We start from the raw sequence: 12,321 nt of genomic DNA on the forward strand, positions 1-12,321 counted from the left end.
TGCACCTGAAAGTTGGTTTAAGCCCTCTGTTAGGCGGTCTTTCCGGTCGGTGCAACCGCAGCACGGGCTAGCGCCTCGGCAAAGCTGCCGATCTCCCCCGGAAGAGGGGAGATTAGAGCTGCCTCGGCTTTCGCCAATCGCCTGCGCAGAAGCAGAGGTAGCAGTCGTTACGCCGAGATACGCTCGATCACCGCGCCGCAGTTGGAGAGCTTCTCTTCCAGCCGCTCGAAGCCGCGGTCGAGATGGTAGACACGGTTGACCGTGGTCTCGCCTTCGGCGGCCAGGCCGGCGATGACCAGCGAGACGGAAGCGCGAAGATCGGTGGCCATAACCGGCGCGCCTTTCAGCTTCGCCACGCCGTCGACGATCGCCGTCTGGCCTGAAAGCGTGATGTGGGCGCCGAGCCGGGCCAGTTCCTGGACGTGCATGAAGCGGTTCTCGAAGATCGTTTCGGTGATGCGCGACTTGCCCTTGGCCATTGTCATCAGGCCCATGAACTGCGCCTGCAGATCGGTCGGGAAGGCCGGGAACGGCGCAGTCGTCACGTCGACCGGCGAAATGCCGGCGCCGTTGCGCTTCACGCGGATGCCGGAATTGGTCTGCGTGATCTCGGCGCCGGTCTGGGCGATCACGTCCAGCGCGGTCTGCAGCAATTCGGGACGCGCCCCTTCGAGCACGACGTCGCCGCCGGTCATGGCGACGGCCATGGCATAGGTGCCGGTCTCGATGCGGTCGGGAATGACGCGTACGCGGGCGCCCGAAAGCGCTTCGACGCCGTCAATGGTGATGGTTGGCGTGCCGGCGCCGGAGATCCTGGCGCCCATGGCATTGAGGCATTCGGCGAGGTTGACGATCTCGGGCTCGCAGGCGGCGTTCTCCAGCACCGTCTCGCCCTTGGCCAGCGACGCAGCCATCATCAGCACATGGGTGGCGCCGACCGAGACTTTCGGGAACACGTAGCGGTTGCCGACAAGGCGGCCGTTCCGGGTCTTGGCAAGCACATAGCCGGTGTCGACATCGATGTCGGCGCCCAGCGCCTGCAGGCCTTCGAGGAACAGGTCGACCGGACGCGTGCCGATGGCGCAGCCGCCCGGCAGCGACACTTTCGCCTCGCCCATGCGGGCCAGCAGCGGCCCGATCACCCAGAACGACGCGCGCATCTTCGACACCAGCTCGTAAGGGGCGGTCGTGTCGACGATGTTGCGGGCGGAGAAGTTGATGGTGCGCGAATAGCCTTCATTCTGCTTCTCGCGGCGGCCATTGACCGAATAGTCGACGCCGTGATTGCCGAGGATCCGGATCAGCTGCTCGACATCGGCCAGATGCGGAACGTTTTCCAGCGTCAGCGTGTCGTCGGTCAACAGCGAGGCGATCATCAGCGGCAGGGCCGCGTTTTTCGCGCCCGAGATCGGAATACTTCCGGCAAGCTTGTTGCCGCCGACAATTCTGATGCGATCCATGGAAAACGTCCCTCTCGGCCAGAAAAGGCCGGTTCAATCGTTTGAGTATCGGTCCGTCTAGACCATTGGCCGGCGTGGTTCAAGAAATAGGATTTCGCCCACCCCGGTCCAAGAGTGGCCGATTTGAGTTAATCTTTTTGTATTTCCTCGGCTCCGCCGAGCCCCTCCGGCCGCTGGTCGGCGCCGCCGGTGCGGCGCGAGCGCGACTGCGCCTTGCGCTTCTGCAGATTGGCCCGCAATTGCTCGGCGAGCCGGTCCTTGCGGTCCGTGCCGCCCTTTTTTGCTTCATTTGTCTTGTCGTTCATCGTCCCGTCCCGTCCCGCCTGCCCGTCGGCCGACACCCATTCAGGGATAGCCAACATTGTGGCGCCGCCATGTCATTAAAAGCTATCCGGCAAAGGCTTTCACAGAAGCATTGCACTTGGCCTTGCGCTTGCCGGTTCGATATGGCAGAAGCCCGCCATCAGCGGCTGCGGTAGCTCAGTGGTAGAGCACTCCCTTGGTAAGGGAGAGGTCGAGAGTTCAATCCTCTCTCGCAGCACCAGATTCTCTCCGCTTTCCTCAATTTGGTCTGCTTTGGAACCTCGGCGTGCGCCCGATCAGGTCGTTTTCGCGCACCAGCGGCTTGCCGGGCGCCCGGGTCGATGGCTAAATAAACGATCACAGGGAGAAGGCACCATGGCACTTCACCTTTCGGCGGATGCCCCGGCCTCGGTCGCGGCTGCCCCGCAAAAATATCTCTTTGGCCCGTTCATCGACTTTTTCATGCTTGGCGGGAGCGCGCTTGTCATCCTGCCGGTGCTGTATTTCGTGCCGCTCAGATACGAAGCGGCCCTGACGCTGACGATGTTCTTGCTCTCCCATCTTATAAACCAGCCGCACTTCGGTCATTCATACCAGATCTTCTATCGCAATTTTTCGCGCAAGGTGCGCGGCGAGGGCTACGGCCGCAGTCTCCAGATCCGCTATATCCTCGCGGGCATCGTCGTCCCGTTGGCCATGGCCGCCTTCTTTGCCTATGGCTCGCTGACGGGGAACGCCCGGCTGCTCGGCAATGCGACCAACGCGATGGGCTTTTTCGTCGGCTGGCACTACGTCAAGCAAGGCTACGGCATGCTGATGGTGGACGCCGTGCTGAAGCGCAAATTCTTCAGCGATCAGGACAAGAAGGTGTTGCTGTTCAACGGCTACGCCGTGTGGCTGTTCGCCTGGCTTCAGACGAACGTGGTGATCACCGAGAGGCAGTTCTGGGGTCTGGAATACTACACCTTCGCCGTCCCGCCATGGCTCATCACCATCGCCATGTCGATCGCCGCCGCCTCCTCGGCGGCTACCGCGGTGATGTTCATCAATCGTTGGCGCAGGCATGGTGGGGCGCTGCCGTATAATGGCGTCGTCGCTTACCTCGTGTCCCTTTATGCCTGGATCCTCTTCGTGACGTTGAACCCGCTCTGGCTGCTGGTGGTGCCGGCGCTCCATTCCTTGCAATATCTGGCGGTGGTCTGGCGCTACCAGACCAATGTCGAGCGCGACCGCGCGGATGCCGTCGAGAGGCCGCGATGGCAAATCCTGTCCATTCTTGGACCGGTGTACAGGCTGCGCGTGCTGGCGTTCATCGTCGTCGGCGCAATTCTCGGGGCGCTCGGTTTCTGGCTGGTGCCGATGGCACTGGCGGACCTGGTTCCCTACGACAAGGCGGTGTTCGGCTCGTCGCTTTTCCTCTTTATCGCGTGGATATTCATCAACGTGCACCATTACTTCCTGGACAATGTGATGTGGCGGCGCGGCAACCCGGAAGTGTCGAAATATCTGTTCCGCTGAAGTGGTTGGCTGAAATTCAGTCCGGGGCGGCCGTCGAGGTGGAGCGTCCCGTTCCCAGCGCCGACACGATTCGTTAACCAAGATGCTGTTCATCGACATGACGGGTGCCCGTCTGCGTGATCAAGCCTGCTCGCCAGGTCGAGGGCTCGAAGAGAAAGTTCCTCATCCCGGCGGGGACGTCAAATCGCCCGAAACAAAAACGATGTGCAAGGCATGACCGTGATTGAAAGCGAACAAGACACGCCCGGCGCTTCCCGTTGCTGGACACGGTTGCCGGCCGTCGTGGCAGCGTTCCTCTGCATGTGCGTCACCAGCGCGTTCGCCGAGACGCGCAGCCTGAAGATCCAGCATCTGCATACCGGCGAAAAGGCCGAGATCGTCTTCAAGCGCAACGGGCGCTACGATCAGGCGGGATTGAAGAAGATCAATGTGATGCTGCGCGACTGGCGCCGCAACGAGCCGACCAGGATGGATCCGCGCCTGCTCGACCTTGTCTGGCAGGCCTACCGGGCCAGCGGCTCGACAGCCTACATCCACATCGTCAGCGCCTATCGTTCGCCTGCGACCAATGCCATGCTGCGCGGCCGCTCGAAGGGCGTGGCTCGCGAGAGCCAGCACATGGTTGGCCGCGCGATGGACTTCTTCCTGCCGGACGTGCCGCTGAAGAAGCTGCGCGACATCGGTCTCAAGATGCAGGGCGGCGGTGTCGGCTATTACCCGACCTCCGGGTCGCCCTTCATTCACATGGATGTCGGCAATGTGCGGCACTGGCCGGGCATCAGCCGCCAGGAACTCGCCAGGGTTTTCCCCAACGGCAATACATTGCATGTGCCGAGCGACGGCAAACCGTTGCCAGGCTACGAGCAGGCGTTTGCCGCCTACAAATCGCGCAAGGCCGCCGGCACACCCAACATCGAACTGGCAAGCGTCGATGGCGGCCAACGCAAGTCGCGCGGCCTGCTGGCGACGCTTTTGGGGCGCGGCGGGGATGAGTCCGATGATGTCGCGGAAGCGGCGCCGGCGCCACGCAAACCGGCAAAGTCCGTTGAACCCGGGTCGGCCGGGCAGGGCATAGCTATCGTGCCGCCGCAGGATGCCAAGCGCGCGGACATCCGGACGGCCACCGCCGATCCCGCGGAAGAACCGCTCGCCGGGCCTGAAGCGACTGTCATGGCCATGGCGCCGGGCTCAGTGCCGCTGCCGGCCTTCGCGCCGCGCGCCGAACCGCCGGACGACAAGCCGGCATCAGCCAATGCCCTGGGCAAGACGGATCCCGCTCCGGCAAGCGTCGCGCCGGACATGGTGGCGCTCAACATCCCGTTGCCGACATGGCGACCGGAAAGCCAGACGAGCCCGGCGCATCAGCCGGAAGCGGCCAAATCCGGCGATGCTGTCGGTGCCCTGCTGGCCATGCATCATCCTGATGACGGCCTCGACAAGCTGGCCGGGCAGCGGATCGCGGTCGCTCCGTCGAAACCCGAAGAGCGCGTCAGGACCAGCCTGAAGGCCGACCGTGTCCAGCCACGTCTCGATCCCGAAGCCACCGCTGTTATCGTGCCGGCCGCATCGCCCGGCCGGCCGCTTGCGGCAGGTCGCGTCATCGCCAGGGGAGCCGAACCGACGGCGGCGCCGGTCATCGCCGCTAATTTCATCCGCACGGCACCGGAGCAGATCTATCTCGACGGGTTCCAGCCGCGAAGACAGATGTCCGATCACCGCCGCTTCACCGGCTCCGCGGTGAAGTTCCTGCCCATCGCCAGCTTCAAATAGGTAGGCGACGGCCGCGACGGCCCAGACCCGTCGCGGGATATCAGCCGCCTCCATAGAGACGCCCGTTCGGCTCTGTAAGATATTTTCCAAATTTGACAATCCTAAATGAAATTGTAAGTTAATCGTCTTTCCGTCAGCGAGAGGCGATGACCATGTCGATCCGCGAAGAACTGGCCAATACCACCTTGGCGTTCACGTCGGCGGAAGAAAAGATCGTTCAGGTCCTGCTTGCCGACTATCCCATGTCCGGGCTAGGCACGGCGACCCGGCTGGCACGGCGCGCCGGGGTCAGCGACCCGAGCGTGACGCGCCTGATGACCAAGCTTGGCTATGTCGGTTTTGCCGATTTCCAGGCGCGCCTGCTCACCGAGGTCGAATCTAGGCTGCATTCGCCGCTTCTGATGATGGAGGCCAAGCGCCCGGGCGGCTCCAGCGAAGGCACGGCACTCGCCTATTTCCATTCGGTTTCCGACAGTCTGGAGCGCACGCGCACGGCGGTGCCCCTGCAAGCCTATACGCGCGCCGTCAACCTGCTGCTCGAAACCAAGGGGCAGGTGGTGCTGCTGGGCGGCCGTTTCAGTCGGCATATCGCCTCCATGCTTGCCGGCTACCTCCTCCAATTCCGCTCCGGGGTGCGCGACATCGGTTCGCTCAGTCCGGCCGATTTCGACCTCTTGATCGACCTTGGCAAGCGCGACCTTCTCGTCGTCTTCGACTACCGCCGCTACCAGTCGGACGTGGTGAGCTTTGCGCAACAGGCCCACGAGCGCGGCGTCTCCGTCCTGCTGTTCACCGATGTCTGGCTGTCGCCGATCGCCGATATCGCCGACCTGACCATGGTCGCGGCGATCGACGCCAATTCGCCGTTCGACACGCTGGCGACCGCCGTCGCGCAGATGGAAACCGTCTTCGCCCATGCGCTGGAAGGTCATGGCGCGGGGGTCCGCAAGCGGATCGAGGACATCGAGAAGATCCGCAGTGCCAACGCGGTCACGCTCGATGCCGCCGAACCGGCCTCGTCCGATGACGCGGGGCCGTCGAAGCCAGCCCACAAATCCAAGGCCGAGAAAAAGTGACCCCGATGCGCTTGGCGCTTCCCGCTATCGTAGCATAACCAAGGGACCGAGAAGATGCCTGACAACCAAACAATCATCGATGCTGTGCAGGCTGAGATCGAGACCGACCGTGACTGGCTGATCGGACTGACCCGCGACATGGTTCGCATTCCCTCGGTCAATCCCAAGTTCGAAGCCAATGCGACGATCAACCGCGAGGCGGATGTCCAGGCGCTGCTCGAGCCGATCCTCAAACGGGACGGCTTCCGCACCGAACAATGGGACGCCTTGCCCGGCCGTCCCAACCTGGTCGGTGAATGGGCCGGAGACGAGGACCGCAGCCTGATCCTGTGCGGACACATCGACGTCGTGCCGGTCGGCGCCATCAAGGACTGGTCCGTCGATCCGTTCGGTGGCGAGATCACCAATGGCCGGCTCTATGGCCGCGGTGCCGTCGACATGAAGGGCGGCGTCGCCGCTTGCATCGCCGCCGCGCACGCGATCCGCAAGGCGGGCATCACGCTGCAAGGCCGACTGGCCATCCACTCCGTCGTCGACGAGGAGGCCGGCGGCTTCGGCGCCATGGATGCGGTCAAGAAGGGCAAGCTCGCCAAGGCGGTGCTGGTGGCCGAACCGACCTGGGGCGATGTCCTGCCGGTCGAGGGCGGGCTCGAATGGGCGCGGGTGACGATCCGTGGCCGCAACGCGCATTCGGCGCTGCGCTACAATGAAATCTACCCGCAGCGCCACGACAAGGACCGGCTCGAGCCGGGCGTCAACGCAATCGAGATCGCCGCCCGCTTCATTGCCGCCGTCCGCCAGTATGAGCTGGACCGGACGCGGGCGAAATCGCATCCATTGCTGCCGCTCGGCATGAACACGATCAACATCGGTGTCATGCATGCCGGCACCGGCCTTGGCGAGCACGGCTTGCCGACGGTCATGACCAACCCGGCCATCATTCCCGATGTCGCGGTGCTCGATCTCGACATGAAATTCCTGCCCGACGAGAATTCGGCCGACTACCGCCGCGATTTCGAGACGTTCGTCCATCATTTCGCCCAGACCGACGCCTGGCTGCGCGACAACCCGCCTGCGATCCAGTGGGAGCTCGGCGGCCTGCATTTTCCGCCGATGAACACGCCGGTCGATCATCCGCTGGTGACATCGCTGATGAAGCGCAAGGCGGTGGTCGGCAAGGCGCCGCAGGTGCGCGGCTTCGTCGCCGTGTGCGATGCCGCGCATTACGCCGGTGCCGGGGTCGACGGCGTCATCTTCGGCCCGTCGGGCGACGGTTTCCACGGCGCCAACGAATATGTCGAGGTGGAATCGGTGGTCGAGACCGCCAAGGTTATCGCCGCATCCGTTATCGACTGGTGCGGCGTCCGTTGAGGCGGCGCCGCTGTTTCAACGTGGTCAGGCCGGGCGGTTGATCCGCCCGGCGACGGCACCCCATGCCGATTTGATCATGCCGGCCAGCCCGCTGGGATAGGCGAGCATCACGCCGATGATCAGCACCGCCGTGATCATCGGGCGCCATGCCCCGAAGTCGGCCATCCACTCGGCGAAGATCGTCAGCACGAAGGAAGCGACGATCGCCCCGTAGATTGTGCTGGTACCGCCGAGCAGCACCATCGACAGGATGATGGTAGCCAGGCTCATGCCGAAGACGTCGATCGAGGCGTTGCGCTGGTAGGCGGCGTAGAAGGCGCCGGCGATGCCGGTGAAGAAGGCGCTGGCTGCCAAGGTCAGCATGCGCTGGCGCACGATCGAGACGCCGCGGCTGATGGCGTATTCCTCATTGTCGCGTAATGCCACGATGCTGGCCCCGGCGCGCGAGCGCACGAACACGCGCAGGAACAGCGTGCTTGCGACCAGCAGCGCCAGCGCGATGTAGAAATAGGCGAACTTGCCGTCGCGGATCATGTTGTGGTCGAACACATAGAGCCCCGGAATGCGCACGATCCCTTGCGTGCCACCGGTGATGTCGGACTGGCTGAGGATCACCTGCATCACCAGCTGCGCGAAGCCGAAGGTCACCAGGATGATGTAGATGCCTTTCAGCCGCAGGATCGGGATGGTCACCAAGATCGCCGCCAGCGTGGCGATGATGCCGCTGGCAACAACGCGATCCACGGGTCGAATGCACTGAGCTTGGTCAGCAGGCTGTAGGCATAGACGCCGATGCCGAACAGCGCGAGATGGCCGAAATTGAAGACGCCGCCATAGCCTAGGCTGAGATCCCAGTTCGACGCGACGATCGCATAGATGAAGGCCATGATCAGGATGTGGCGGGCATAGGTGTCGCCGAAGACCAGCGGCAGCAGTGCCAGCAGCACGAAGCCAAGCACGAAGCCGACGGCCTCGTGCTTCCACGGCGTGCGGCCGGGAGCGACCGGGCTTGCCGCTTCCGTACGGATCGAGGCGATCGGCGATGTCGTGTCGGTCATGCGAGGCCTCGCGAGCGGCTGGCGAAGATGCCCTCGGGGCGCACCATCAGGGTCAGGATCAGCACGCCGAACAGCAGCGCAGGCGTCCAGTAGAGGCCGAAATAATAGCTGCAGGCGGCCTCGAAGAAGCCGATCAGATAGGCGGCGAAGATCGGCCCCGATATGCTCGATATGCCGCCGAAGACGACGACGATCAGCGCCTTGAGCAGCGGATCGCTGCCCATGACCGGCGACATGAAGCGATAGCCGCCCATGAAGATGCCGGCCAGCCCCGCCAGCGAAGCGGCGATGGCGAAGGCGAGCCCGTAGAGCGCGGTGACGTTCAGCCCGACCAGATGGCTGGCGTCCTCGTTCTGCGCCACGGCGCGCAGCGCCAGCCCCAGCCGCATGCGGTTGAGGAACATCCACAGCGCAGCCAGGATCAGCGGCGTGATGACGATGATGGCGATCTGGTGCAGGGAAACGCCGACGCCACCGATTGTGGCATTGCCGTCGATCAGCGCCGGGATCTGCTTCGAGCGCGGCCCCCAGATCGTCAAGGCACCGTTCTCGATCAGCGATCCGGCGGCCAGCGTGGTGATGACGACGACGAGCACGATGTTGGGCCGGCCGATCAGCGGCCGCACGACGCTCGCCTGCAGGATCCAGCCGACGCCGGCCATGACGACGACGGCAATTGGAAAGGCCACGGCTGCCGGCAGGCCAAGCTCGACCAGCTGCCAGGCAATGTAGGCGCCCAGCATCATGAACACGCCATGGCTGAAGTTGAACACGCCGATCGTCGTCCAGACGAGAGCCAGACCGACCGCCATCATGGCGTAGAGCGAGCCCTGGAACAGGCCGCCGAACAGGATTTCCGCCAGTGCGCTCATGCTGCTGTCCTAATGGCCAAAATACATGGACATGATCTCGCCGTGGTCGAGGCTTTCGCCCGGCTTGATCTCGGTCGCCACCGCGCCGTGATTGACGAGGTAGAGTTGCTGCGTCAGTTCCAGCAGGAACTCGATGTCCTGCTCGACGACGATGAGCGGCACGCCGCCGCGCGAAATGTCCATGACGGAGGCGCAGAGCTCGTCCTTGATCTTGGGCGCGAGCCCCAGCGTCGGCTCGTCCAGGATCAGCAGGCGCGGATGGCTCATCAGCGCCGTGCCGATCGACACCATCTGTCGTTCGCCGCCCGAAAGCGTGCGCACGCGCTGGCGCCAGCGTTCCGCCAGTTTCGGGAACAGCTTGGTCACCTTCTCGCGGTTCTCCGCCTCATGCGGACGGGCACGCGGCGAATAGGCGCCCAGTGCCATGCAGTCGGCGATGGAGAGGTCGGGAAAGAGCCGGTTGCCTTGCGGCACATGGATCAGGCCGGCGCCGACGATGGCACGCGCGCTGCGGCCGGCAACGTCCTGTCCGTCGAACAGGATGCGGCCGCTCTTCGGCTGCAGCAGTCCGGAGATCGTCCGCAGCAGCGTCGACTTGCCGTGGCCGTTGGGTCCGAACAGGCCGACATTGCCAAACCGCCCCGCCTCCAGCGAAATGTCGTGCAGCACGGTGACACGGCCGTAGCCGGCGGTGACGCCTTCGACGGTGAGGATGGGGTTCACGCCACAGCCCTCCTGGTTCCGAGATAGGCCTCGATGACGCGCTGGTCGGCGATCACATCGGCCGGTTCGCCGGCGGCCAGCACCCGGCCGTTGTTGAGCACCAGCAGATGCCGCGACAGGCTCATCAGGAATGTCAGCACGTGCTCGATCAGGAGGATGGTGATGCCGCGTTCGGCGGTGCGGCGGATCAGCCCGATCGACGTCTCGATCTCGGGCTTGGTCAGGCTCGACGCCGGTTCGTCCAGCAACAGCATGCGTGGCTTCATGGCGATCGCGGTGGCCAGCATCAGGCATTTGCGCTCGAAGACGGAAAGCTCGCCGGCCGGCCGCCCGAAGGACGCGGACCCGAGCCCGACGAATTCCAGCGCCTCGGCGGCGGCATCGCGAGCTGCCACGGCCGTTTTTTCCTGCTTGCCATAGCTGGCGCCGATCAGCGCGTTCTCGAACACGGTCAGCCCGTCGAAACTGGTCTCGCGCTGGAAAGTGCGGGCAAGGCCGAGGCGCGCGATGGCATGTCCCGGTCTGCCGTTGATCGCGGTGCCATCGAAACGAATGTGCCCCCGGTCGGGGCCGAACGGAATGCCGGTGATGATGTTGAACAGCGTGCTCTTGCCGCTGCCGTTCGGGCCGGCGATGCCAAAGATCTCGCCGGCCTCGACCTTGAACGACACGCCATCGACGGCCTTCAGCGAACCAAAGGCCTTCGACACGTCGTCCAGTTCAAGCAGGGCCATCCCTTACTGCATCCAGGGCTGCGGCTTGAAGGCGCCGGTTGCGTATTTCTCCGGGGAGATCAGCGCGCGCTTGCCGTCCCAGATCTGGAAGAAGGTGATCGGGATATAGTCGTCGCCCTGCGTGGCGAGGTGGGTGGCCGGATCGAATTTCAGCCGGCCTTCAGCGACCTGCTTGTCGGTCTCCGACAGCGCCTTCATGATCGCCGCGTGATCGGACGCGCCGCCGACCTTCTTGACCGCGTCGAAATAGACATTGGTCATCTCGTAGAGGCCGACGCCGTAGGTGCCGCTCTCGACACCGTATTTCGCCTTGAATTTGGCCGCCACCTCGTCGGCGCGCGGGTTCTTCGGCGTCGTCAGCGCCCCGCCCAGAAGATTGTAGATGACGCCGTCCGACTTCTTGCCGGTCAGCTCGACGAATTCGGGAACACTCGGCGCGTATTGCAGGAAGACCAGGCTCTTGGTCGGCTGTTCGAGGAACTGGTTCAGGAAGGATGCCGAGTTGCCCGGCAGGTAATCGGTGTTGATGACGACATCGGGAACATTCTGGCGCACCTTGGCCAGGATCGAACGCCAGTCGGTCACTTCGCCGAACGGCACGATTTCGTCGACGGTGATGGTCCAGCCCTTCTCCTTGAAGGTCTTCTTCATGCCTTCCGAGATGGTTTTCGAATAGGCGTTGTCGGAGGAGATGATGGCGACCTTCTTGGTCGGCAAGGTGATCTTGCCGTCGGCCGCGAGTTTTTCGACGAACAGGGTGACGTCGGTGTTGTAGGCGTCGAAGGACGGCGTCAGCGACCAGCAGCACATGTACTTGTCGGGGTCCGGCGCGATGATGTCCTTGGTCTGCTGCGAGGTGGCGGCCAGCATGTAGGGCATCTCGGCCTCGGCCATGTTGTCGATCTCGAAATTGGTCAGGCTGGCGTAGCCGGTCAGCATGAATTGCACGCCGGGATCGCCGAGCAGGCGCTCGACCGCGCTGGTGACGTTGCCGGCGGACTGATCCTTGACGTCGCCGACCACCAGTTCGAACGTGTTACCGGCAACGCCGCCGGCCGCATTCGCCTCGTCGATCGCCATCTGCACGCCGCGCTGGAATTCCTGGCCGTCCGCCGCGGCGGGTCCGGTGATCGGCGCGAGCAGGCCGATTTTGACGACCTCGGCGAAGGCGGGCGCGCTCGCCGTGGCAAAGGCGCCGATCAGCGCGGTGCTGATCAGCATATGGCGGATTCTGTTGGCTGCGGATTTGGATTTCATCGTGCCGTTCCCTGTTTTCCTCCCGTTCATCGGGAGTTGGATAATTGACAATCTACGCATAATTGTTCTTATTTGAAAAGGAATTTTCAACGCAACCTGACTGGGAAGTCGGTTCCCGCCCAAGGTGGCGCTTTGCTGCGCATCTGCATTAAAACAAGGCATTCCCGACGGAGCAAACC

Annotated in this window: 12 protein-coding genes and 1 tRNA gene; 5 read left to right on the top strand and 8 right to left on the bottom strand. The window is 63.7% G+C overall.

Features of this window, described 5'->3' with window-relative positions; all coding sequences use genetic code 11:
• Nucleotides 1-167 precede the first annotated feature (167 nt).
• Nucleotides 168-1,460, bottom strand: coding sequence for a UDP-N-acetylglucosamine 1-carboxyvinyltransferase (gene murA, locus MESOP_RS12535; RefSeq protein ID WP_013893698.1), 1,293 nt, complete (start codon nt 1,458-1,460; stop codon nt 168-170).
• A 128-nt stretch (nt 1,461-1,588) separates the two neighbouring features.
• Nucleotides 1,589-1,765, bottom strand: coding sequence for a hypothetical protein (locus MESOP_RS12540; protein WP_083833364.1), 177 nt, complete (start codon nt 1,763-1,765; stop codon nt 1,589-1,591).
• A 164-nt stretch (nt 1,766-1,929) separates the two neighbouring features.
• Here MESOP_RS12540 and MESOP_RS12545 point away from each other — a divergent pair.
• The 5 genes from MESOP_RS12545 to MESOP_RS12565 all read left to right on the top strand — a co-directional run bounded on the left by MESOP_RS12545 (nt 1,930) and on the right by MESOP_RS12565 (nt 7,498).
• Nucleotides 1,930-2,004: transfer RNA gene (locus tag MESOP_RS12545), tRNA-Thr, on the top strand.
• Nucleotides 2,005-2,138: 134 nt separating this feature from the next.
• On the top strand, nt 2,139-3,281 hold the full coding sequence (locus MESOP_RS12550; protein WP_013893700.1) for a hypothetical protein: 1,143 nt from the start codon (nt 2,139-2,141) through the stop codon (nt 3,279-3,281).
• Nucleotides 3,282-3,494: 213 nt separating this feature from the next.
• The gene (locus MESOP_RS12555) at nt 3,495-5,051 is read left to right on the top strand and encodes a peptidoglycan L,D-endopeptidase MepK (protein ID WP_013893701.1); all 1,557 of its coding nucleotides are present in this window, start codon (nt 3,495-3,497) and stop codon (nt 5,049-5,051) included.
• 152 nt (nt 5,052-5,203) lie between these two features.
• Nucleotides 5,204-6,127, top strand: coding sequence for a MurR/RpiR family transcriptional regulator (locus MESOP_RS12560; RefSeq protein ID WP_013893702.1), 924 nt, complete (start codon nt 5,204-5,206; stop codon nt 6,125-6,127).
• 54 nt (nt 6,128-6,181) lie between these two features.
• Entirely contained in the window at nt 6,182-7,498 is a 1,317-nt protein-coding gene (locus MESOP_RS12565; RefSeq protein WP_013893703.1) for a M20 family metallopeptidase, read from the top strand.
• A gap of 24 nt (nt 7,499-7,522) precedes the next feature.
• On the opposite strand, the gene MESOP_RS12570 is transcribed toward MESOP_RS12565, so the two are convergent.
• Genes MESOP_RS12570 through MESOP_RS12590 form a run of 6 tightly spaced genes read right to left on the bottom strand, consistent with a single transcriptional unit; the run spans nt 7,523 to nt 12,142 of the window.
• Nucleotides 7,523-8,242, bottom strand: a complete 720-nt coding sequence (locus MESOP_RS12570; RefSeq protein ID WP_245265076.1) for a branched-chain amino acid ABC transporter permease — start codon at nt 8,240-8,242, stop codon at nt 7,523-7,525.
• A complete protein-coding gene (locus MESOP_RS36145) occupies nt 8,188-8,556 on the bottom strand; it encodes an ABC transporter permease subunit (protein WP_245265077.1) in 369 nt (122 codons plus the stop codon). Before MESOP_RS36145 ends, MESOP_RS12570 begins: the two co-directional genes overlap by 55 nt.
• Nucleotides 8,553-9,428 (bottom strand): branched-chain amino acid ABC transporter permease, encoded by an 876-nt coding sequence (locus MESOP_RS12575; RefSeq protein ID WP_013893704.1) that lies wholly within the window; start codon nt 9,426-9,428, stop codon nt 8,553-8,555. Before MESOP_RS12575 ends, MESOP_RS36145 begins: the two co-directional genes overlap by 4 nt.
• Nucleotides 9,429-9,437: 9 nt before the next feature.
• Complete coding sequence (locus MESOP_RS12580) at nt 9,438-10,151, bottom strand: ABC transporter ATP-binding protein (protein ID WP_013893705.1); 714 nt, start codon at nt 10,149-10,151, stop codon at nt 9,438-9,440.
• Nucleotides 10,148-10,885 carry an ABC transporter ATP-binding protein gene (locus tag MESOP_RS12585; RefSeq protein WP_013893706.1) on the bottom strand — a complete coding sequence of 246 codons (738 nt, stop codon included), beginning with the start codon at nt 10,883-10,885 and terminating at the stop codon, nt 10,148-10,150. Before MESOP_RS12585 ends, MESOP_RS12580 begins: the two co-directional genes overlap by 4 nt.
• Nucleotides 10,886-10,888: 3 nt before the next feature.
• The gene (locus MESOP_RS12590; protein ID WP_013893707.1) at nt 10,889-12,142 is read right to left on the bottom strand and encodes an ABC transporter substrate-binding protein; all 1,254 of its coding nucleotides are present in this window, start codon (nt 12,140-12,142) and stop codon (nt 10,889-10,891) included.
• Nucleotides 12,143-12,321 lie beyond the last annotated feature (179 nt).

Source organism: Mesorhizobium opportunistum WSM2075 (assembly GCF_000176035.2).
GTDB lineage: Bacteria > Pseudomonadota > Alphaproteobacteria > Rhizobiales > Rhizobiaceae > Mesorhizobium > Mesorhizobium opportunistum.